The organism is Prevotella heparinolytica (genome assembly GCF_002998535.1).
Classification (GTDB): domain Bacteria; phylum Bacteroidota; class Bacteroidia; order Bacteroidales; family Bacteroidaceae; genus Bacteroides; species Bacteroides heparinolyticus.
The window spans coordinates 1,387,228-1,410,525 of record NZ_CP027234.1 but is presented as its reverse complement, the minus strand read 5'-3'; the positions used below and the strand labels follow the sequence as shown (position 1 = coordinate 1,410,525).

The 23,298-nt window shown below is 48.1% G+C and carries 19 protein-coding genes; 5 read left to right on the top strand and 14 right to left on the bottom strand.

From position 1 onward, the window contains the following. Positions 1-175: 175 nt before the first annotated feature. Complete coding sequence (locus tag C3V43_RS05780) at positions 176-712, bottom strand: GNAT family N-acetyltransferase (RefSeq protein ID WP_106068988.1); 537 nt, start codon at positions 710-712, stop codon at positions 176-178. Between the two features lie 25 nt (positions 713-737). Then, positions 738-2,015 carry an IgA Peptidase M64 gene (locus tag C3V43_RS05775; RefSeq protein WP_106068987.1) on the bottom strand — a complete coding sequence of 426 codons (1,278 nt, stop codon included), beginning with the start codon at positions 2,013-2,015 and terminating at the stop codon, positions 738-740. Between the two features lie 232 nt (positions 2,016-2,247). Here C3V43_RS05775 and C3V43_RS05770 point away from each other — a divergent pair, with 232 nt between their 5' ends. Next, positions 2,248-2,724, top strand: coding sequence for an Lrp/AsnC family transcriptional regulator (locus C3V43_RS05770; RefSeq protein ID WP_106070482.1), 477 nt, complete (start codon positions 2,248-2,250; stop codon positions 2,722-2,724). A 2-nt stretch (positions 2,725-2,726) separates the two neighbouring features. On the opposite strand, the gene C3V43_RS05765 is transcribed toward C3V43_RS05770, so the two are convergent. The 6 genes from C3V43_RS05765 to C3V43_RS05740 all read right to left on the bottom strand — a co-directional run bounded on the left by C3V43_RS05765 (position 2,727) and on the right by C3V43_RS05740 (position 7,276). Continuing rightward, complete coding sequence (locus tag C3V43_RS05765; RefSeq protein WP_106068986.1) at positions 2,727-3,215, bottom strand: dihydrofolate reductase; 489 nt, start codon at positions 3,213-3,215, stop codon at positions 2,727-2,729. 17 nt (positions 3,216-3,232) lie between these two features. Next, positions 3,233-4,027 (bottom strand): thymidylate synthase, encoded by a 795-nt coding sequence (locus C3V43_RS05760; RefSeq protein ID WP_106068985.1) that lies wholly within the window; start codon positions 4,025-4,027, stop codon positions 3,233-3,235. A gap of 277 nt (positions 4,028-4,304) precedes the next feature. After that, positions 4,305-5,453, bottom strand: a complete 1,149-nt coding sequence (gene cls / locus C3V43_RS05755) for a cardiolipin synthase (protein WP_106068984.1) — start codon at positions 5,451-5,453, stop codon at positions 4,305-4,307. A gap of 224 nt (positions 5,454-5,677) precedes the next feature. Next, positions 5,678-6,007 (bottom strand): DUF5056 domain-containing protein, encoded by a 330-nt coding sequence (locus C3V43_RS05750; RefSeq protein ID WP_106068983.1) that lies wholly within the window; start codon positions 6,005-6,007, stop codon positions 5,678-5,680. Then, positions 5,994-6,539: an RNA polymerase sigma factor gene (locus tag C3V43_RS05745; RefSeq protein WP_106068982.1), complete on the bottom strand. Its 546-nt coding sequence runs from the start codon at positions 6,537-6,539 to the stop codon at positions 5,994-5,996. The genes C3V43_RS05750 and C3V43_RS05745 overlap by 14 nt, the downstream gene beginning before the upstream one ends. After that, positions 6,536-7,276, bottom strand: a complete 741-nt coding sequence (locus C3V43_RS05740; protein WP_106068981.1) for a DUF6249 domain-containing protein — start codon at positions 7,274-7,276, stop codon at positions 6,536-6,538. Before C3V43_RS05740 ends, C3V43_RS05745 begins: the two co-directional genes overlap by 4 nt. Before the next feature lie 697 nt (positions 7,277-7,973). Between C3V43_RS05740 and C3V43_RS05735 the strand changes: the two genes are divergently transcribed. The 4 genes from C3V43_RS05735 (at position 7,974) to C3V43_RS05720 (ending at position 13,870) form a co-directional block, all read left to right on the top strand. Beyond that, positions 7,974-8,309, top strand: a complete 336-nt coding sequence (locus C3V43_RS05735) for a DUF8478 family putative metalloprotein (RefSeq protein ID WP_106068980.1) — start codon at positions 7,974-7,976, stop codon at positions 8,307-8,309. A 190-nt stretch (positions 8,310-8,499) separates the two neighbouring features. Continuing rightward, the gene (locus C3V43_RS05730) at positions 8,500-10,923 is read left to right on the top strand and encodes a TonB-dependent receptor (protein ID WP_106068979.1); all 2,424 of its coding nucleotides are present in this window, start codon (positions 8,500-8,502) and stop codon (positions 10,921-10,923) included. Positions 10,924-11,005: 82 nt separating this feature from the next. Beyond that, complete coding sequence (locus C3V43_RS05725) at positions 11,006-12,508, top strand: methyltransferase RsmF C-terminal domain-like protein (RefSeq protein WP_106068978.1); 1,503 nt, start codon at positions 11,006-11,008, stop codon at positions 12,506-12,508. A 126-nt stretch (positions 12,509-12,634) separates the two neighbouring features. After that, positions 12,635-13,870: a serpin family protein gene (locus tag C3V43_RS05720; RefSeq protein ID WP_106068977.1), complete on the top strand. Its 1,236-nt coding sequence runs from the start codon at positions 12,635-12,637 to the stop codon at positions 13,868-13,870. 427 nt (positions 13,871-14,297) lie between these two features. Here the strand turns inward: C3V43_RS05720 and C3V43_RS05715 are convergent, their stop codons facing one another. From C3V43_RS05715 to C3V43_RS05690, 6 genes are all read right to left on the bottom strand, one after another. Further along, positions 14,298-15,521: a TolC family protein gene (locus tag C3V43_RS05715; protein WP_106068976.1), complete on the bottom strand. Its 1,224-nt coding sequence runs from the start codon at positions 15,519-15,521 to the stop codon at positions 14,298-14,300. A 66-nt stretch (positions 15,522-15,587) separates the two neighbouring features. Continuing rightward, on the bottom strand, positions 15,588-18,704 hold the full coding sequence (locus C3V43_RS05710; RefSeq protein WP_106068975.1) for an efflux RND transporter permease subunit: 3,117 nt from the start codon (positions 18,702-18,704) through the stop codon (positions 15,588-15,590). Positions 18,705-18,757: 53 nt separating this feature from the next. Beyond that, positions 18,758-19,666 carry a transposase gene (locus C3V43_RS05705; protein WP_234878149.1) on the bottom strand — a complete coding sequence of 303 codons (909 nt, stop codon included), beginning with the start codon at positions 19,664-19,666 and terminating at the stop codon, positions 18,758-18,760. 176 nt (positions 19,667-19,842) lie between these two features. After that, positions 19,843-21,042, bottom strand: coding sequence for an efflux RND transporter periplasmic adaptor subunit (locus C3V43_RS05700; protein WP_106068974.1), 1,200 nt, complete (start codon positions 21,040-21,042; stop codon positions 19,843-19,845). 113 nt (positions 21,043-21,155) lie between these two features. Then, entirely contained in the window at positions 21,156-21,560 is a 405-nt protein-coding gene (locus C3V43_RS05695; protein WP_106068973.1) for a DUF6769 family protein, read from the bottom strand. 75 nt (positions 21,561-21,635) lie between these two features. Next, positions 21,636-23,273: an ABC-F family ATP-binding cassette domain-containing protein gene (locus tag C3V43_RS05690; protein WP_106068972.1), complete on the bottom strand. Its 1,638-nt coding sequence runs from the start codon at positions 23,271-23,273 to the stop codon at positions 21,636-21,638. Positions 23,274-23,298 lie beyond the last annotated feature (25 nt).

The window sequence follows — 23,298 nt, the reverse complement described above, 5'->3', positions numbered from 1 at the left end:
TTTAATTATAATAAAGGTCGTTTGGAATGCCAAGCGACCTTTATTTTTTATGCACACTAATTATTGGAGTATCCTGGAAAGTCTGTTATGGGAGTGAGATTCCTCCCCTCCAAGTTATTTTTTGCAGTATGCCCCCCTTTCTCCAATTGTGGACAGGTGCTTCGTCAAGTGCCTGTTATTGCTTTATATTGTAGACTTCGCGGTAGATGCGTTCCTTTACGATATCAAAAGAATCGCTGCATCGCATGTCTCCATGTACCATGAGCCGCATGGGGAGATAGCTGTCGCCTGCCTTGTAGGGTGGCTGCTGATAAGGTTTCTCCCATAAGGAGAAGCCATTGCGTTGGTAAAACAGAATGCGACGTTGTGCTATTTCTTCCTTTGGCATTTCTGCTTCCAACACGATGGGGCGTTCTAACTGTCGGCATAAGTGCTTCAACACATTCTTACCATGCCCTTCGTTGCGATGTTCGGGGGAGATGGCAAAATGCTCTATGTAATAAAACTGTTCAAAGTCCCAATAGGTAATGAAACCTATCGGTTCGTTATCTTGGAAAATGATGTTGCTATGAAACGCAGTTTGAGTGTCTGTGTTCTTGCGCTGCTCCTCAGGTTCCCGATACTCTTCCAGAGGGAAGGAAGCAATCATAAGTCTTTCCATGTAGTGATACAAGGTTGTGTCGGCTGTTGTTATGCGTTGCAGTCTTATCATTGTCGATTTAAATCCTTTCTTGAACTTATTCGGTATAGAACCGGATGATACGACGAATGGTTCGCTGGCAAACCGGACAGAACTCCGGACATTCGTTGGTACGCATGCGGCAGTTGTCTGCCGGTCGATAAATACCCTTGGAAGAGTATCCACCTCCTTCATATACACCTACGGGAAATTTCTTACTATCAGCAACGGGAGTAGGAATAGGAGTTCCTTTCACCAGCATGTCTTGCCATTTGGATGCAAAGTTTGTCTGTGTAGTGATATTCTGTTCCCACGGCTCTATGTCCAATGGATAGGTGTCTGTCATCACATCGTTGTCGTAGTAATATTCATCTGCCAGTCCGCCGAAGCTGTGTCCGAACTCGTGTACTACAACAGGGCGGAACATGGAGTGATGGGCTGTTGTCAATGTATAGGAGTTGTAGATGCCGCCTCCGCCATATTCTTTTGTATTGGCCAGGATAATGATATGTTCGTATGGAATACCCGCCAGGGCATCGTGTATGGATTTGACGCGTGAGGTTGTCAGGTATCTGTCAGAGTAGAATGTACTGAAATGTGAACTGAATGCCGTTCTTTTCCACTCTCCGAGACGGGGTACACTCACTCCACTGTCTTCCGATGGGCTGTTCACCACCACAACATTGAAATGCTTTTTCATGGATTGAAAAGGCTCGTGCGAGAACAGGGCTTCGAAGGCTATGGTTGCGTCTTGATGGAATAGCGGCATTTCATCAAGGGTATATCCTTCTGCAAGAATGGCAATGTCTATACATTTATCCGGGCTGCCATTTTGCAGCAAATAGGAATGTGGCGTGACATGGGCTGTTCCTTTCTGATGTATCAGGACATCGTCGGGGTTGACCAAATGCTTCAGGCTGGTACGGGTGTTTTTGCGTGGGTCGAGGATTTTGATTTCTATCTCAGCCAGACGCAGCGGGTAAGGGAGGAGAAATGTATTTTCAAACCCTTTACTTACGCTTTGTGCTTCGTCTGTCTCCAACCACTCCTGAAAGAGCGAAGAAAACGAGGTTTTATAGATTATGCTGTCACTCATCACATCGCGCATTACGATTTGTCCGTTTCCTTGTAGCGGAAGTTCGGCTAAGTGGTGCTTTCTTCCTGCCCAGCCGGGGAGAGAAGACAATTCATCCACGCATATTTCCTGTTTGTTGGCATTTCCGGTGAAGATATAATCTACACGCAGAGACTTATCCGCAAAATAGTGGGCAAAACTTTGGGCACGCATAGCTGACGCTGCAACTATACATAATAAAAATAAGGTATATTTTTTCATGGCATCTGTAATTGGTGTTGCCACAAAGATATGTTTTTTTAAGTTTATCTGCAATTTTTCGTTCGTAAGAGATAGGGGCTGCGTCTATTTGGGCATTTGGGATGGAAATATTATTCTTTTTTTGCAAGATAAAGTAATAAACCGTATCTTTATTGGCGAAAAAATAGTTACTTTGCATGTCTCTGTATGGATATACGGAGATTATCGGATTATTAATCATTTAAAACTTAAAATGGGACATCATCAATTGGATACTTTAGACGAGCAGATATTGAAGCTTATTGCCGATAATGCACGTATTCCTTTTCTTGAAGTGGCCAGAGCCTGCAATGTGTCGGGAGCAGCCATTCATCAGCGCATTCAGAAGCTTACTAACATGGGTATATTGAAAGGCTCTGAATATGTCATCGATCCTGAAAAGATAGGTTATGAAACGTGTGCTTATATTGGCATTTTCTTGCAGGATCCCGCCTCTTTCGATGCAGTGACGAAGGCCTTGGAAGCTATTCCGGAAGTTGTGGAATGTCATTTCACGACGGGCAAATACGATATGTTTATAAAACTCTATGCCCGCAACAACCACCATTTGCTGAGCATCATACACGATAAGTTGCAGCCGTTGGGACTGGCACGTACTGAAACCTTGATTTCATTCCACGAAGCCATCAAGCGTCAGATGCCGATAGAGATAGAAGAAGGGAAAGATTGATTTTATCGGCGGATATAGTCGACAAAGGCATAAGGGTAGGGATGTTTCTCATCTGCAAAGTGAGACTCCCTGCTTTTTTCTTGCCATATTTCCGAATCCACTGCCGGAAAGTAAGCATCGGCCTGAGGAGCTTCTGCATCTACTTCTGTCAGGCAGAGGGCATCGGCAATGGGGAGCGCCTGACGATAAACACTTGCACCGCCAATGATGTAAATATGTTCGTCGGGTCTACATTTGTTCAATGCATCTTCCAGTGAAGAAAAAACTTCCGCTCCGGGGTAAACCGCATCTTTGCGGGAAGTGAGAATTATGTTGCGCCGATTGGGTAAAGCTCCTTTCGGCAAAGATTCGAATGTTTTTCTGCCCATGATGATTGTGTTTCCGGTGGTTAGGGCCTTGAAGCGTTTCAAATCGTTCGGAAGCCAAAACAGCAGTTTGTTCTGATAACCGATGCCCATGTGGCGGTCGATGGCGGCGATGATACTTACCATAATTCTTTCAATCTGTTTTATATTGATACTTTTCCTGCAATATGCGGGTGTGGGTTGTAATTGACCAGCTCGAAGTCTTCGAATTTGAAATCGAAAATGCTTTTTACATCCGGATTGATTTTCATTTGCGGCAGTTTCCGTGGTTCGCGCGTCAGTTGTAGCCTTACCTGTTCCAAATGGTTGAGATAGATATGAGCATCTCCCAGCGTGTGGATGAAGTCGCCGGCTTCCAATCCGGTTACTTGTGCCATCATCTGCAAGAGCAAGGCGTAGGATGCGATGTTGAAAGGTACTCCTAAGAAAATGTCTGCACTGCGCTGGTACAATTGCAGGCTCAATTTCCCGTTGGCAACGTAGAATTGGAAGAAGGCATGGCATGGAGGCAGGTTCATATTGTTCAAATCGCCTACGTTCCATGCGCTGACTATAATCCGGCGTGAGTCGGGATTGCGTTTGATGGATTCCACTGCTTCGCTGATTTGGTCGATGCTCCCTCCCTTATAGTCCGGCCACGACCGCCATTGATAACCGTAAATATGCCCCAAGTCACCGTTCTCGTCCGCCCACTCGTTCCAGATGCGTACGCCGTTATCTTGCAGATATTTCACGTTGGTATCTCCTTGAAGAAACCATAACAGTTCGTGTATGATGGATTTCAGATGCAGTTTTTTGGTTGTCAGACAAGGAAAGCCTTCATCCAGATTGAAGCGCATCTGATGCCCGAATATGCTGATAGTACCGGTGCCGGTGCGATCGCTTTTTTCCGTTCCTTCGGCCAGTACACGGTTGAGCAGGTCTAAATATTGTTTCATTGAGAGATTACCATTGAGTTTATTGAGGCAAAGTTAGTGCTTTTAAAGAATTTACCAAAGAAAAGAGAGGACACTTATGCTACCGGCGTTTTACGTTTGACTTCAGCCGAAGTTACAGTGGGGCTTCGGTCGAACTTACAGTGGGGCTTCGGTCGAAGTTACAGTACGGCAACAGTCGAACTTACAGTACGACTTCGGTCGAACTTACAGTACGACAACAGTCGAACTTACAGTCCCTCACTTGTACAAGTGTAAGATGCTTATTATCAGTAGTGTATTATAAGAAAGGGGTCAACAGATTACCCACCCAGCCCACGAACTTCTTCCATGTCGGGCGTTTCTTCCAATATTCGGGTGTCATCAGCGTGCTGTTTAGTTTGTCTCGCTCAAACATTTTGTCCAGTTGGCAGGTGGTTGCAGGGTCGAAGATGAATGCATTTGTCTCATAATCGTAGCGCAGGCTGCGGCTGTTGAGGTTGGCAGTGCCCACGGTGCAGAAGCTGCCGTCCACCATCATGATTTTGGAATGGTGGAAACCGCCGTTGAAGAGATAAATTTTGGCTCCTTTCTTCATTAGCTTGTGCGCGATATGGAATGAGGCTTCGGGGGTAAAGTAAATATCCGACACGGCGGGTATCATGATTTCTACTTCAACACCTTTCTTCAGGGCGTTTTTTATGGCTTGGCGGATTGACTTGGTCGGCACGAAGTAGGGGTTCACGATTCGGATGCTTTTTTGTGCGGCTTGGATAGAAGCTGCATAAGCATGGCTGATGGAGCGGGGCGTTTCTCGTGGAGTACGGTCCACGACGGCTATTTCTTCGGCGATGCTGTCGGGGAATTGAGGGGTGTCGGGAAAGTATGCCGGACCTCCGACGTGTTGCCCTGTTTCCCGGTTCCACATCGTCAGGAAGATGCCTTGCAGATAACGCACGGCATCCCCTTCGAGGTGCAGGTGCATATCATGCCAGTTACCGATTTTGGGTAAGCCGTTGATGTAATAATCGGCGATGTTCATGCCGCCGGTATAGCCTATTTGCCCATCGATTACTGCTATCTTTCGATGGTCCCGGTGCGCGGCATGGTTTATCCAAGGAAAAGTGATGGGGTCGAACTTCACTATTTCAATGCCTCGTGCTCTGATAGACCGAAGGTGGCGCTTTTTCAGAGGACGGTTGTTGGACCAATTGCCGAAAGCATCGAACATGGCACGCACCTCCACACCCTCGCCGGCTTTTTGGGCCAGAAGTTCGAACAATACGTTGGCTATGGAGTCGTTTCGGAAGTTGAAGTATTCCAGATGAATATGATGCCGGGCATGGTGAATGCTTTCGAAGAGATCGGTAAACTTTTCGCGGCCGCTCATCAGAAGTTTTACCTCATTGTTGCGTGTGACAGGAGCTTCCATCCCTTTCAGATAGTTCATCACAATGGTGTCGCTCGCTGTTTGCGCCTGAATATTACAAGCAGAGAGAATAAATAATATAATAAGTAGAAGATGCTTCAAATCCGGATTTCCTTATTTCATTTTAGAGTGGGCAAAGGTACATAAAAACCTTGAAATCCATATCTGTTGAATAGGAAAATCGGCTTTCCCTGCCTGTGCCATGGGGTTGGAAAGCTTGTGCTGTAGAAACCATGCGGTGTCCTCTATGCCAATGAGGAAACCTTGTGGTAAACCAAATAAAGTAATACTATTCCGGCTATTGCCAAAGATTTAGGATCAGGTTCTGCTGCCCCGCATTGCACTATTGCTTGGAAAGTCTCGCGTAGCGTGTTGAGTATTGCTTGCAGTCCGTCAAGAGTGATGAGCAACACAAGGGCAAGCGTGAAACAGAAGATGCTCCAAACCCGAGACAGGCGTTGGCTGCGGTTGGGCAAGCGGCGTAGCACACGGCGGCTGAACCCGTTGTCGGCTATTTCTTGCCGATGTTCGGCGAAGAACGAGGTCAGGAGTTTGTCATTATCATTTTCCATCATAACCATTTTGTTTTAAATAGGAAGCCATTTTTTCTTTCGCCCGCGAGAGGTGGCTTTTTACCGTTCCCGTGGGGCATCCGGTGATACCCGCAATCTTCTCGATGCTTTGGTCTTCCATGTAAAAGAGCGTGATGCAGGTGCGTTCCATTTCTTTCAGCGAAGCCAATGCGCGATAGATGTCCATTTCTTGTCCGATGTCTTTCTGCAGTGTGCTGCATTGGGCATCCACTTGGTATGTCTCCAAATCATCCGTTTCTTTTCGACTGCGAATATAGTCATAAAAAACATTATAGGCAATACGATAGAGCCAAGTGGAGAAACTGGACAGATTTTTGAATGAAGCGATGTTCGTATAAGCTTTGATAAAGGTGTCTTGCGCCAAGTCGTCGCTCAATTCTCCGTCGCCGCAGGTCTGGTGCAGGAAGAACCGCCGCACGGGCGATTGGTATTTCTTCACCAGCTGGTCGAAAGCTTTGGTGTTGTGAAATACCACGACCTGTGCGACTAACGATATGTCATTGAGCTGGCTCATTTCTCCCCATTCTTCTTTTCGCGGTTGCTGATTTCGATGCCTTCTGTCTTGATGTCGCTTTTCCCGCTATTCTCGTCATTCTTTATGCGCATGGAGGGGTTTCCATCGCTGCCCGATTGTGTGTAATAGATGACTAATTGCCCGAAACCGGTAAACATGATCAGCAGTCCGATGCACCCGATGGCAAACCTACCGGTGATGGCCCAGAGGAAGATGAACAGGCCGATGCCGGTGAATATGTTGCTGATGCCTTTGGTGCGCGTATCCGTTGCCGCCGTTTCTTTAAAGAAGTTCTCCGGCAGTTGTTGCCCGCTTGTCAAGGCTTGTTCCGCCAGCCGGTATTTGGCTTTCCGGTTTTTATAGCGGAAAAAGAAGATGGTGAATATGATGAGCAGGGGCAGGCCGAATATGAAAACGATGGCTGTTATGGCAATCAATGTTTCAGAAGCATTGCCGTTAAGATCAAATTCATCCCAACCCCAATCGCTCTGATGCTCTCTTCTTTCTTTCCGGCTGTCGTCCGGATAGGAATCGTTTTCACCTGCTTTGCTGCTGTTCTCATAAGTCATGATGCTGAGCGTGTCTGTTTGGGTTTCCCCATTGACGATGGTGTCTCTCAGTTCGATGACTCTTTTGATGTTTCCCTCACTGTCATTCTCTTTCACGGTTCTGTTTTTCCCTTGTGCCAAGCTGCAAAATGTCATGGCAAGCATTAAGCCTAAAATGATGCGTTTCATAAATCTATGTTTTTTTATTTGTTTCTTTGTCCGTTAGACGTATTGTTTCCCCTGTAAAGTTGCAAAGAACAGATGTTTTTTGCAAAAATAATTCGCAGATACGAAAAAGACAATAAAAAACTTGTCTTCTACTGATGTAGGTAGACAGAGAATTACCTGAGTGCGGGATAAGAAGTAGGTAGATAACCTCATCCGGGGGCTTGTGCTTTAAAGTCAGATCTTATTGGCTATAAGGTATTTATATCTGCCTTGTCAGACGCTTGTGTCTGACGACTCAAACACTTGTGTCTGTCACGTCAAACACAAGTGTCTGTCGGCTTGAACACTTGCATCTGTCACGGCAAAGGATTGCATCTGTCAAAACAGGAGGAGGGCGGTCGGTCTGAAAGGCTCGCTTCTCTTCTGCCTGATCTCGCTGTAAACCGGTGCTTTCAAGGAATATCTTTCCGACAGGATGCAGCCTCTCATCTTCAGCAAAAGCAACCGCCTATACCGAAATCAGGTAGAGAATTCTCTGAGAGGTAAATGTTTTCCTTTACTGAAAGGTTTCGGGGATTGGAAGTGTTGCCCGTATCCCGTCCGGAATCAATGACAAAAAGTAGGTATTTTGCAACTGCTGTTTACGGAAACAGCGCCATTTATTTGTGTTTTTTTGTAAATTCCACTACCTTCGCACTTCAATTTTATAGAGGGTACGTTGAAGAAGTCCGGAAATATAATCAAATGGTTCCTGCCTCTGTTGTTCATTGTTTATTGGGGAGGAATTACGCTGTTTACCCACTCGCATGTGGTGAATGGTGTGATTATTGTGCATTCCCATCCGTTCCAGGGCGAACATGAACATACCGAGGTACAGCTGGAGACTATTCTTTATTTGGCTTCTTTTGTTTCCCCCTCCCTTACTTTATGCCCTGCAGCCGCATCTGTCTTCTTCGTTTTGTTGTGCGTACTTGTTGTGCTTGCCACAGAACGCATCAAATGTCGCAGGTCTTGCGACGGCATCAGTCTGCGCGCTCCTCCTTGTCTTCTTTGAAACCGAAAGCCCTGAATGCGGTGTGGCGGAAGTAAAAAACTGCTTGTCCTGCTGTGAACTGTACCCCGGAAGTTTTATGTCCGACTTTTGAGGAGCACTTCATTGTACCGGAATTCGTGGGGTCTTTTCATTCGTATTTAAGAAGTAGAAAACAAAAACTTTTTTATAGATTTATTTAATTCAGAAAATAATGAAAAAATATATATGTTTTGTGATGGGAGTGCTGTGTCTGTTACTCTCACCCACCGTTTATGCCGAAGATTTGAAAAGCACCGATGCCAATATCGTCGGTCACGTGATTGAAAAAAACACTGGCGAGCATTTGCCTTACATGTCTGTTTCGTTGAAAGGAACCACCATCGGAACCATGACCGATGCCACCGGGCATTATTTCTTGAAGAATCTGCCCGAAGGAGAATTTACCTTGCAGGTCAGTGCGGTGGGCTATAAATCGCAAGAACGTAAGGTCATCCTGAAACGTGGCAAAACCCTGGAAGAGAATTTTGAATTGGAGGAGGATATGGTGACACTGGACGGGGTGGTTGTTTCCGCTAACCGCAATGAGACCGCCCGCCGCCTGGCGCCTACGTTGGTCAAGGTCGTTACGCCGAAGTTGTTTGAAATGACAAACTCGCATACGCTGTCGCAAGGACTGGTGTTTCAGCCCGGCGTACGTGTGGAGACCGACTGTCAGAATTGCGGCTATTCGCAAGTGCGCATCAACGGCTTGAATGGTAAATACACACAGATATTGATAGACTCCCGTCCTATCTTCTCTGCTTTGGCAGGCGTTTACGGGCTGGAACAGATTCCCGCCAATATGATAGAGCGTGTGGAGGTGGTGCGCGGGGGAGGTTCCGCCTTGTTCGGCTCTTCAGCCATTGCGGGAACGGTGAACATCCTCACGAAAGAGCCTGTACGCAATTCCGGCACGTTCTCTCACACCATTTCCAATTTCAACGGCTCCGGTTCGTTCGACAACAATACGGCGTTGAACCTCTCTCTTGTCTCCTCGGACAATAAAATGGGAGCTTATGTATATGGACAGAACAGGCACCGTTCGGCATGGGATTCCAACGGCGACGGATTCTCCGAACTGCCCAAACTGAAAAATCAGACCATCGGCCTGAATGCTTATTATAGAACAAGCGCCTACTCCAAATTAAGTCTGGAATATCACCACATGGAAGAATTCCGTCGCGGAGGAAGCGGTTTCGACCTGCCTCCCCATATCGCCGAAGATGCCGACTTGAACGGTACGGGTGAAGAAGGACTCGTAGAGCAGTTGAGGCACTCTATCAACACCGGTGGACTGAAGTTTACCGCCTTCTCCAAAGATCAAAGGCATACGTTCAGCGCATATGCTTCTGCCCAGCACATTGCACGCGACAGTTATTACAGCGCGTATGGAAGGACGACCGATTTTACCGGCGTATTGGGTGCGCAATACATCTATCGCTTCGACAAGTGTCTGTTTATGCCTTCCGACCTGACCGGCGGTATAGAGTTCAACCACGACAACCTGCACGACAAGGCAACGGACAGGCAGAAATACCGCGATGCCGCTTTGAAGGAAGACCCCAATGCGACGGGCGACCGCCTGAAGCAACTCATTGCCAAATATACGCCCGCCCCGTTGAACCAGATTGTGAACGTCGCAAGCGCTTATGTGCAGAACGAATGGAAAAACGAGCAGTGGAGCTTTTTGATTGGCGGCCGCATGGATAAGAACAGCATCATGGACAAAGCTGTATTCAGTCCTCGCGCCAACATCCGCTACAACCCCAATCAGGATGTGAACATCCGCTTAAGCTATGCCGAAGGCTTCCGTGCGCCACAAGCATTCGACGAAGATTTGCATATCAGCAACGTGGGCGGTGAGCTGGTGTCCATCGTACGTGCCAAAGGACTGAAGGAAGAGCGCTCGCGCAGCGTCAATGCCTCGGTGGATTGGTATCATTATTTCGGAAATTTTCAGGTAAACCTCTTGGTGGAGGGATTCTATACGAAGCTCATCGACCCGTTTGTACTGACTCCCCCCATGAAAGACCCCAAAGGCAGCAACTACCTGATACAGACGCGTGTTAACGGACCGGGTGCCAAAGTATATGGCGGTACGATGGAGGGCAAGATTGCCTATCGCGACAAGGTGCAGTTGCAGGCAGGCCTGACCTTGCAGCGCAGCACCTACGATTCGCCCGTGAAGTGGAGCGAGGATGAAGACCATTTGTCGGAGGCAGAGCGTCACAGCGACAAGATACTCCGCACTCCCGATGTGTATGGGTACTTTACCGCCGCATACACCCCTGTGAAGGCTTTCTCTGTTGCTCTGAACGGCAACTATACCGGACGGATGTATGTACCCCACTTGCTGTCGGAGGTTAACAAAACGGCGGATGTACTGGTGAAGAGCCCGGATTTCTTCGAGTTGGGAACTAAACTGACATACGATATCGACTTCTCCGGCATCTGCTTGCAGCTTAACGTGGGTGTACAGAACATTTTCAACTCCTATCAGAAGGATTTTGATAAAGGCGCCGGTCGTGATTCGGGTTACATTTATGGCCCCGGCACTCCGCGCACTTACTTTGCGGGATTGAAGCTGAGCTTCTGACACCAACTCTTGGAAAAAGCGTCGGGCAGATTGCCGTGAAACATTTTTGCATTATCTTTGCTGTCCTAAAACAGTTCTGATCATGGAGTTACCTTCGGCTTTCACCAACTATATGCGTACCCTTTGGGGAAGTGAGGAATATGATAAACTGGCTGCTACTCTGGAAGAGGAGCAGCCGGTCAGCATACGGCTGAATGAAGATAAGTTGCCCGAATCTTCGTTCAGCCTTTTCCGTACCTCCTTGCGGCCGGTGGCTTGGTCGGCCACCGGATGTTATCTGGACAATCGCCTGACTTTTACTTTCGACCCGTTGTTTCATGCCGGTTGCTACTATGTGCAGGAGGCTTCGTCCATGTTTGTGGAGCAGGCCTTGAAACAGTATGTTGCAGAAGAGCCGGTGATGATGCTCGACCTTTGTGCTGCTCCCGGAGGTAAATCGACGCTTATCCGTAGTTTGTTGCCGAAAGGCAGTCTGCTGGTCGCCAATGAGGTAATCCGCAGCCGTTCGCAGATTCTGGCGGAGAACCTTACGAAATGGGGACATCCCGACGTAGTGGTGACCAATAATGACCCGGCGGATTTCTCGCCGTTGGAAGATTTCTTCGATGTGATATTGGCCGATGTCCCTTGTTCCGGCGAGGGGATGTTCCGTAAAGACACGGTTGCCGTGAGCGAATGGAGCCCGGAGAATGTGGAGATATGCCGGCAGCGTCAGCGCCGCATCCTTGCGGATATATGGCCATGCCTGAAACCCGGCGGCATCCTTATATATAGTACCTGTACTTATAATACGAAAGAGAATGAAGAGAATGTCCGTTTGATGCAGAACGATTTCGGGGCTGAAGTGCTGCCATTGGAGACTTCTGCCGGCTGGCATATCACCGGAAATCTGTTGGGTGCGGAAGATTTCCCGGTTTATCGTTTCCTGCCTCATAAGACGGAAGGAGAGGGCTTTTTTCTGGCCGTTCTCCGCAAACCCGGGCAATACATCGGAAACGCGTGGGCAGAGCAGCCAAAAGCCCGGGGCAGAGCATTCGTAATCCCCGGGCAGAGAGACGACAAACTGCGGGAAAAGGGACGGAATTCTGTGGGGAAAGGAACGAAAAACTGTGGGGTTTCCAAAGAGCAGCTTGCCGCACTGCACGAATGGCTCATCGCTCCGGATGAATATGAGTTCCTGACGGCCGGCGGTAGCGTCAGTGTTTTCTCTAAAAAACTTCTCGTGGAGTTATCGGCTTTGCGTTCATCGCTTCGCATCGTACAAGCGGGGATAAGCGTTGCCGAACTGAAAGGTAAGGACTGGTTGCCCGCCCATGCGCTCGCCATGAGTTCCGTGTTGAATCAGACGGCTTTTGTCTGCGAAGAAATCGGCTATGAGCAAGCCATTGCCTATTTGCGCAAGGAGGTGGTGATGCTTCCCGAAACCGCTCCCCGTGGCATCGTGTTGCTTACATATAAGCAGATTCCTCTTGGATTTGTCAAGAACATCGGCAATCGCGCCAACAACCTCTATCCTCAGGAATGGCGCATCCGCAGCGGCTACATGCCTGAGGAGATCTCGGAGTTGATGGAATTGTTGTCGTAGGTTGCCCGTTATAATATAGAGAGGTGGAGAATATTTTCTTATTCCGCTCACCATTGCATGCAGTATTTTGTCGGTTTGTGTATTTCTCTATATAGATAATCTTTTAAAAACTAATACCATCTGCTTATGCTTAAGAAAACATTTGCTGCATTAAGTTTGCTTTGCATCTTTGCAGCTTGCCAAAATGAAGAGAATTCTACTCCGCAACCTCAACCCCGTAAAGACATCACCCTTACTCGAGCCGAGCAAGAGATGCTGGATAAAGGGAATGATTTCGCTTTCCGCTTTTTCAATCAAGTATGCAAGACCGAGAATGAGAAGCCCAACTTGTTCATCTCTCCCTTGAGTGCAAGTCTCTGCCTCTCCATGGTTGCCAACGGGGCGAGCGATAACACGTTGAAGGAGATGCTGGCCACACTTGGATTTTCCGACTATCTGCCGGCCGAGATGAATGCCTATAACCAAAAGCTGACATCGGCCCTGCTCAATCTGGACAATACCACTCAGCTGGGCATTGCCAATTCCATCTGGATAAAACAGGGGTTCGGAGTGTATGACGACTTCGTAGACGTGAACAAGAAGATGTATGACGCACAGGTGAAGGAGCTGGATTTCGCCTCTCCCAAAGCGGTAGACGTGATAAACGGCTGGTGTGCCGAGAAAACGAAAAACTGCATCAAGGAGGTGCTGAAGGAAATTCCCGGCGACGCACGCCTCTATTTATTGAATGCACTTTATTTTAAGGGAAACTGGACGACTCGGTTCAATAACTCGAATACCGCACAAGAGCAGTTCACCAACCAAGATGGAAGCAAGTCTACGGTGCAGATGATGAATCTGGATAATAAAAGCTTCAACTATACCGAGAACGAGTGGTTCGGCATGGCGGAATTTCCTTATGGGAACGAGGCTTTCAGCATGGTGGTGGCTCTGCCTGCAGAAGGTAAGTCGCTGGAAGAGTGCCTGCCTCAACTGACGAAAGAGCATTGGCAGGAGTGGAACAGCCGTTTGTCGGGTACATCACTGAATGTCAAGCTTCCCCGGTTTGAGTTGAAATACGACAAAGACCTGAAAGAGGATATGAAGGCATTGGGAATGATAGATGCCTTCGATGGGAATGTTGCCAATTTCTCCAAGATGTCTGCCACTGACTTATTTATCGGCCTGCTGCAGCAGTTCACCTATGTGAAGGTGAACGAGGAGGGCACCGAGGCAGCAGCAGTGACTATTGCAGGCATGGCCAATTCTGCCGGACCGAGTATCCAAGCCAGACCGTTCCACGTCAATCGTCCTTTTGTCTTCCTGATAAAAGAAAAGAGCACGGGAGTCATCCTTTTCATGGGGAAGGTCACTAAGCTGTAAATCCTTCTTCTCTCTTCCATTAAAGAGACCATGAGAGTTGATTGCAGAATAATAAATATGTAATAATGGTTTACTCCTTGAAAGTGTTTTTCGGCAACGAATCCGGATGCTGATATACCCTTGCGAGAAGTACTTCTGAGAGGGGGTAGGATCAGTATACGACTGATGTGCCTTCAGTATACGACTGATCCTACATCAGTATAGGACTGATGTACCCTCGATACGGAAGTGGTTATGCCTTGCCTTTCTACTCGGTTCTTTAAGAGAAGGAAATGATGAGATTTTTCAAAATAGAAAGGCGTCTGCCGAAAACCGGCAGGACAATCTGCTTTTAAGATTCTATCCCATGCTTAAATCCGGAATTGCACTTTTTGTTAGTTGAATGATAGATTTGATAGTACCTGAATGGAGAAATGTGAGCAGGCTTTTACAGCCTGCTCTTGTAGATTTGTGCCATCGCTTTCTGATAGCGGTTCTCCAATTGCAGCAGGTTCGTCTTGCTTTGGTAGACTACGGATACCTCCACGAAATACTCAATCATGCTGATTTGTCCTCCCACAAGTGCTTGCTTCAGCAGGGCGAGGTCTTGCTGTTGGCCGAAGGTGCGTTCGTATTCCTCCATCGAGGCGTGCAGATTGCGTGCCTCTTCGTAAAGCTGCCATAGCGCGGAACCGGCCTGAAAAGTCGCATTCTCCCTCTGGGCATCAATGTTGAGGACTTGTGCCTTGGCCATTTTCACCTTGCTGCGATTTTCGAATATCGGGAAAGAGAAGCCTACTACCACGCCGTTCAGTGGGCGTCCCGATTCAGTGTTCCGACGATAGCCTAATTCCAGTTTCGGCAACCACCCTTGCCTGCTTGCCAAGGCACGTTGCCGGGCAGCAGAACTTTCGCCTTGCAAAGCTTGCAGCGTGGGGTCGGAAGCCAGCAATTCGGCAACAACCGGACGGAAATCTGCGGGCAGGGGAACGGCCGGGTATTCCGTCAGATGGAGGGTTCGGGCAGTGGGATAGCTGTCGGGCATGGTACGTCCGGGCACGAACGACCGATTCCCGTTGAGTGCGACCAACTCTTTTATCTTATTGTCTAAGGCGATCTTGTTCAAACGGACTTCCGTTCGCACATTCAGTAGCTCCAGGTTTATCTTGTTGGTTTCCAGGATATTGGCATCGCCTGTTTTAAGCCGTCGGGCATACAAGGCAGATAGTTCTTCTGCATTCTTCAACCGTTCGTCGAGCAGGCTTTGCAGGCGTTGCAGCATGATGATGTCCAGGCATACCTCTTTTGCTTGGAGCAATATCTGCTGACGGAAAGCGGTGGCTTGCGCGTCGAGCGCATTTGTCTTGAGGCGGTTCATTTTTCCCCTCGTCACATAAAGGGTGGGGAAGTCGAAACTTTGAGAGACGACCAGTTCACTGGCCGTTTCATTGCTACTGCCCGAATCCCATAGGTGGGCATAAGACAGTGTAGGGTCGGGCAGGTTGTTGTCGGTCTTGTTCTCCAGCTTCTGCGAAGCGATGAGGTACGCATTGGCTTGCAACTCTTTATTGTTGGCTTCTATCTGCCGAAGAACGTCATCCATGCCGGATGTTTGTGCGCGCATCCCTGCAAATGAGAGGATGGCTGCACTGAGTAGGAAAATCTGTTTCATAACGGAAGCCTCTCTCCTGTCCTCTCCTGTAGAGGGGGCAGGATGAGAGTTTTTTTTAATTTGTATTTACTTAGTCGGATATCTCTTTCCTCTCTCTATGGAGGAGAGGCTGTAAACTATCGGTACAATAAACCCGTTCAGGAACGTAGAGGTCAGCAGTCCGCCCAAAATCACTTTGGCCATCGGGCTTTGTATCTCGTTGCCCGGCAGGTCGCCGCCGAGTGCCAGCGGGATGAGTGCCAAAGCGGACGACAAGGCTGTCATCAGAATCGGGTTCAGACGATCCAGCGAACCGCGTACAATACTGTCGTGCAGACTGTAACCTTCTCCTTGAAGATGCTTGTAGTGGCTGATGAGCAACATCCCGTTCCGGGTGGCGATGCCAAACAAGGATATGAACCCGATGATGGCAGGAATGCTGACCTCGCCCGTTGTGACAAGCAGGGCAAATACACCGCCAATCAAGGCCAATGGCAGATTGATGAGGATGATGGCACTCTCTTTCACGCTGCGGAACTCATGATAAAGCAGCAGGAAGATGACCACGATGGATATGAACGAGGTCAGTGCCAGTGTGCGGCTTGCAGCTTGTTCGCTTTCAAACTGGCCTCCATATTCAAGGTGGTAGCCTTCCGGCAGGTTTATCTGGTTGTCCACCCGTTGCTGTATGTCATTCACCACACTTCGCAGGTCGCGGTCCGACACATTGGCGGAGATGACGATTTTACGTTTCACGTTCTCTCGGCTGATAGTGTTCGGCCCCATGGCAGAACGGATTTCCGCCACATAGTTCAACGGGATTTTCTGTCCGTCGCCCGTATCGATCATCAGGTTGCCTATTCGCTCCATCCCGTTGCGAAAGTCCTCTTTGATGCGGACGGTAATATCGAAACTCTGTGTCTTTTCATAAACCTGAGAGACGGTTTCGCCTGCCAGACAAATGTTGACCGCTTCTGCGAATTTCGGTAGCGTAATGCCATATTTGGCAAGCATCTCCCGCTTGGGCGAAAGGATCAGTTGCGGCCGTTCGATCTGTTGCTCCACATTTAAGTCGGCAATTCCGGGAATGTCTTGAATGGCGTTCTTGATTTCGTTGCCTAAAGCGAACATGCGGTTCAGGTCGTCACCAAAGAGCTTGATGGCGATATTGGCCTTCGTTCCGGATAGCATGGCGTCGATGCGGTGACTGATGGGTTGTCCTATTTCGATGTTGGCTCCCACGATGCTACCTAACTTCTCGCGTACTTCGGCCACGAGCTCGCTACGCGGACGATTCTTCAGCTCAAAGGGAGCTTCAATCTCTGAAACGTTTACGCCCAAGGCGTGCTCGTCCAGTTCGGCACGCCCCGTTTTACGAGCCACGGTCTGTATTTCGGGAATGGAAAGCAGCAATTCTTCGGCACGGCGTCCCATCTTATCGCTCTCCTCCAGCGAGATTCCGGGGAGCGATGATAAGTTGATGGTAAACGAACCTTCGTTGAAGGGAGGAAGAAAAGAGCGTCCCAAAGTGAAGAAACAGGCAAGTGCCGTTATGAACAGCACGATGCTGCCTCCCAGTACGCTTCTATTGTGTGCTAACACCCGGGTCAGCGCTTGCTCGTACCATTCTTTCATTTTGCGTGCCACGACGGATTCATCATTTACACTTTCTTTTTTCCCGATATTTTCTTTTCCCAGCAGAAAGGAGCAGAGTACCGGTGTGACGGTCAGTGCTACAACGGTGGAGGCAGCCAGTGCCACGATGAATGCAATGCCCAAAGGTACGAGCATCCGGCCTTCCATTCCGCTCAGGAAGAACAGGGGCACGAAGCTCACGATAATTATTAATGTAGAGTTGAGGATGGGCATGCGTACTTCTTTGGAGGCGTTGAACACCACTTCTGTGATAGGCAGTTGTTCCTCGACGGGCTTCTGCCGGTTTTCGCGCAGCCGCTTGTACACGTTTTCCACATCTACAATGGCATCGTCTACCAGCGAGCCGATGGCGATGGCCATGCCACCGAGGCTCATGGTGTTGATGGTAAGTCCCATGCAGTGCAGGGCAAGAACGGAGGCTATCAACGACAGGGGCAGCGATACCAGTGAGATGACCGTGGTACGTACATTGGCAAGGAACAGGAAAAGGACGATGACAACGAAGATGCCACCCTCCAATAGCGACTTTTGTACGTTTCCGATGGAGCTTTCGATGAAACGGCTTTGACGGAAAATGTCTGTAGATACTTTCACGTCGGGAGGCAGGTTCTTTTGCAACTCTTTCAGTGAAGTTTCCAGTTTGTCGGTCAACTCCAGAGTACTTGTGGCGGGTTGCTTGGTGACGGTCATCAGCACGGCTGCTTTACCGCGTTCCGAGGCAGTACCCAGCCGCGGCTGTTTGGCTCCTGTGCCGATGTCGGCAATGTCTTCCAGCAAGACGGGGGCGTGAGAAGCGTCCTTGCTGCGCACAACGGCCTTGCCCATACGTTCCGTGCGGTCGGTGGACAATAGACCGCGTACAATGTATTCGTTGCCATACTCGTAAAGCACTCCGCCGTTGGCGTTCAGATTCATTTGGCGTGTTGCATCCATCACTTCATCCAGACTGATGTCGTAATGGCGCATCCGTTCCGGATCTAATCGAATCTGATATTCCTTGATGTCCCCACCCAATACGGCGACCTGAGCCACACCTCCGGTGGAGAGCAGGCGCGGACGTATGATGCGGTCGGCGATGGTGCGCAAATCCAGCATGGAAGTAGAGTCTGCTGTCAGGCCCACAATCAGCATCTCGCCTAAGATGGACGATTGTGGCCCTAATGTCGGTTTACCCACATTGGGCGGTAATGATTCGCCGACTATGGAGAGCTTCTCGCTGACAATCTGACGGGCTAAGTAAATATCCGTATCCCAGTCAAATTCCACCCACACAACAGAAAACCCGTTTGTGGAAGAGGAACGTACACGGCGTACACCGGTTGCACCGTTCACGGCCGTTTCAACAGGGAAGGTGACAAGCTGTTCCACCTCTTCCGCCGCCATACCGTTGGCTTCGGTCATGATGACCACCGTAGGTGCGTTAAGGTCGGGAAACACGTCCACTTCCGTATGCATGGCGGTATATGTACCGCCAATCAGCAACAGCATGGATGCTGCCAACACCAGCATGCGGTTGCTAAGCGAATAACTGATTATCTTGTTTAACACGTTTGCTATATTTATTATTTATGCGAATCAGTAGTTGGTCTCTGATTCTTGTTTTAAAAAATTAGATAAATGAATGCGATGGCAATTTTTCCCATCGTATGTACTAAAAGTCCGGATGTTGATCTGACTTTCATCGCTCTTTGAATATTTGTTTTCTCATTCAGCCAGTTGAAAAACGACTCTATGGGTTGTCTGACCTTTGAAACAGCAGTAGAGAACAGGTCTCTTCCGGCTTTCTCTCTTTGAGTAATAACCGGAGCCTCCCCTTTTATTGCTTTTACGGGAGTTAGCATAGTTACTCCTTGTTCTTGCTGCTTATTCCTCCAGTAAGAGAAATCCGAGTATATCTTATCAGCGAAGATTTTTCTTTTTATAAGGATGTCAGCAGCTTCTCTTTTAAGAACCGTCAGATCATTCTCTTCTGCCGATGATAAGATAATCATTTCAGGAAATGGAATAGTTCCTTCCCTACGAAAGGCTAAAGCATGGATTTTTAGACCGAAATAATAAATGTTCTTTGTAGAACAGTATCCTTTGGTTGCAATTTCAGTAGCTACCTTTCCTGTTTTATTCTTTCCTGCACAGGTAATAATGGGCATAGAGTCAATAAGTGATGTCATAGAATCGCAATCCTCCGGTTTAAAGAATGTAATGAGATGCTTTACAAGTTCACCAATTGCCTCACTCATCAGGTTTAACCGATAGTTGAATGTCTGATAAGAAGGTAGGTTGGGGAACCATGAGAGCAAATATTCTTCAGTGAATGTATGTATCTCTTTGATTTGGAAGTATCGCTGATAGGCTCCGCAAAACAGATATACGGTAAGCAGTTCCTGGTCTGTAAAGATAGGATTTGCATTATTACTGAATCTCTGGCAGTAAAACTTCAGTGAAGACTGGTAAATATCGCAGATGTACATATATATTTTTATAAGTTTTAGCTCTTTCTCCTTGGGAATCATAATTAGAACAATGAGTGGTTTTATTCTTCTAATATACTGATTTCCAAGGAGATTAAGAAACAAACAGACAAGATAATTAATTGAATAATAACATTTTAACTAACTGAATCAAGTAGGGATTTCAACTACTGATTCGCATTATTTATCAATTCTGCGTTTGTTCAATCGGAAGAGGCTTAATGTTCGTGGCTATGGGCCGGGATGGCATTGGCTGCCGAAGCCAGTTTAACCTGATAGGCTCCTTGAGTCACCACACGATCCCCGGCTTTCACTCCGGAGAGTATCTGTACATATTCTCCATTGTCTGCGCCAAGAGTCACCAACTGTTTCCGATACCCCTCTTCGTCCAGTTGCAAGTAGACGAAGAAACTGCCTTGTTCCTCTGTCAGCGCACTGTGGGGCAGGGTGATGACGTTCTCTATCGGTGAAGAAAGCAGGAATACTTCTACATACGACCCGGGGATGATGTCTCCTTTGTTGTCGAATTCGAAAGTTACGGGGACGTAGTAGCCGTTTTCGCCTGAGGCTTTCCCGTAAGAGAGTATGCGGCCGCCCAAATCTTTCAGTGCATATACCTTATTATTATAAGGAGTGCAGAAGTTAGCCGAACCGATGGTGCGCAGGTAAGGATAATACTTTTCAGACACGTCGGCACGCAGGAACAACCTTCTGTTTTGAGTGATGCTCGCCAGAGGCTGGCCTATGGCTACGTAGTCGCCTTCTTTCACCAGCAAATCTTTCACATATCCACCGATAGGTGCAACTACCGTTTGTCCACCGGCAGAGTGATTCTTGGCTACCGACTCGTAGCTGATACGGGCGTTCTGATAGGTTTGTTCGGCTTGGGTGAATTCCTTTTCCGACACTATTTTGTTGTCTACAAGCGCTTTCATACGCTCGTATTCTTTTTTGGAGGCTTCATAGGCCACACGGACTTTTTGTACCGGGTCACCGTCGCTCATGCCCTTTGATGACAATATGGCCAGTGCAGTACCTTTGCTTACGTCCATGCCTTCAATCACCTTGCCTTTGAATGACACGATGCCTGCCACGGGGGCTACCACCATACTTTCATCTCCCCGGGCGGCCAGCACTTGCCCTCCGGCTCTGATAACTTGATGGAAAACTCCCGGTTCTACGGTGCTCACAACTATGCCGGCAGCTTGTGCTTTGGCAGGGGGGAAGATAATCTCATCGCTTCCGTCATCATTGTTTTTTTGCTCCTCATGCTCGTGGTTACAATCTTTGTGGGCATGGTTGTGTTGTTCATGATTGTGGGGCTCATGATTGTGTCCTTCGTGGCATTTTTCGGACTTACTGTTGCAGGAGCCTAACAGGAATAATCCTATGACTCCCGTGAAAAAGATTTTTCTCATGATGTTTGTTCTTGCTTTTTTGTTTGGGTGCAAAATGGGGGAATGGAGCGTGCAATCCGGTTGCATGCTCTCAAATAGGTGTAAAAACGGCTTTCGATAATTATCGATAGCGTTTAAGCAAGAACAGAAGGAGGGGCGCGAAGTCCCGCGGCACGTGTGATAAACGTGCCGTGAAGAGATTCTATATAGATGCAATCCTGCCTTCGTGAGTCAAGTTCGGGTAGAATTAACAAATTGGAAAGCGGCTCTATGAATAAAGTGACCGCCCATAAGGTTTCGGAAAGCGAAGAAACATCGGCTCCGGGCGTTTGTTGCACGAAATGAGTCGTGAGACATCCGGTGTCGCAACAACAATGTCCGGCGTCGGAAGTATGGTGGTGTTCGCAGCAGTCGGCGGTGATATCGTTCTTCATGCATATCAGTCCGTCTGCATGATGATGGTGGGGAATGACAGGAACCATCAGCATGATCAGGCTGATGAAGAGAAGAAGTACGGATATGCGCTGTCTCTTTTTCATTCCTTTATCTTTGTATGGGCGCAAAGATAAAGGTTCATGATTTAATAAACAAGTGTAGAAAGGTAAAAAAGCGGTTTATTTCCTCTCCAGTTCGCGCAACGAATCCATTTTCTTCTTTTCGAGGAACTCGTAGATACCGCTCAAATGCTCTTTCACCTGCTTGTTGCCGAATTCGTAAACCTTGCTCACCAGCCCGTCCAGAAAGTCGCGGTCGTGGCTTACGAGGATGAGGGTACCGTCAAAATCCAGAAGGGCTTGTTTCAAGGTGTCTTTGGTCTTTATATCCAGATGGTTGGTAGGTTCGTCCAATATCAATAGGTTGACCGGTTCGAGCAACAGCTTGATCATGGCAAGGCGTGTGCGCTCTCCGCCCGAAAGCACCTTTACCTTCTTCATGGACTCTTCGGGGCCGCCGAACATGAAAGCACCCAGCAAGTCGCGTATCTTGTTGCGAATTTCTCCTTTTGCCACATCGTCGATGGTCTGGAACACAGTCAGGTTCTCATCCAGCAAAGATGCCTGGTTTTGTGCAAAGTAGCCTATCTGTACATTGTGGCCTATTGTGAGTGTGCCTTCATGTTCTATTTCATTCATGATGCACTTCACTAAAGTAGATTTTCCTTCGCCGTTCTTTCCTACAAAGGCCACCTTGTCGCCCCGTTCTATGGTGAGGTTGGCATTTTTGAACACCACATGCTCTCCGTAACTCTTGCCCACGCCTTCCATGATGACAGGATAATTGCCCGAACGAGGCGAAGGAGGGAATTTGAGCCGCAGTGCCGAGGTATCTTCCTCGTCTACTTCAAGAAGTTCCAGCTTTTCCAGCATTTTTACCCGGCTTTGCACTTGCAGGGTTTTGGAATATGTACCTTTGAAGCGTTCGATGAATTCTTTGGTCTCGGCAATGAACTTCTGCTGTTCGTCGTATGCTTTCTGCTGTTGTTCGCGGCGTTCTTTACGCAGTTCCAGGTATTTGGAATAGTTTACTTTGTAGTCATAAATCCGTCCCATGGTCACTTCGATGGTACGGGTAGTGATGTTATCCACGAACTTGCGGTCGTGGCTGATGACGATGACCGCTTTCCCGTTGTTGATAAGGAAATCTTCCAGCCATTGTATGGATTCTATGTCTAAGTGGTTCGTCGGTTCGTCCAGTAAGAGTACATCAGGCTTTTGCAATAGCAGTTTGGCCAGTTCGATGCGCATGCGCCATCCGCCACTGAAGTTGCTGGTGGGGCGGTCGAAGTCTTCGCGCACGAATCCCAGTCCGAACAACGCTTTTTCTACATCTTCTTCATAGTTTGTAGCGTCTATGGCATAGAATTTCTCGCTCAGGGTAGATACGTGCTCGATAAGTTCCATGTAGCTGTCGCTTTCGTAGTCGGTACGCGTCTCAAGTTCTTTATTGAGCCGTTCTATTTCAGCCTCCATTTCATGCAGATGGGCAAAAGCTTGCGCTGCCTCCTGAAAGACAGTACGCCCGTCTTCTGTCATGAGGTGCTGAGGCAGATAGGCTATGATGCAATCTTTGGGAGCAGATATCTTGCCTCGGGTAGGTTGTCTCACACCTGCCAAAATCTTCAATAAGGTACTTTTACCAGCTCCGTTTTTCCCCATCAGGGCAATGCGGTCTTTTTCGTTGATAACGAATGATATGTCACTGAATAAAGTGGTGCCGCCAAATTCTACGGCCAGTCCGTCTATGGAAATCATTGCTTCTTCTTTTGAAATAGGGTGC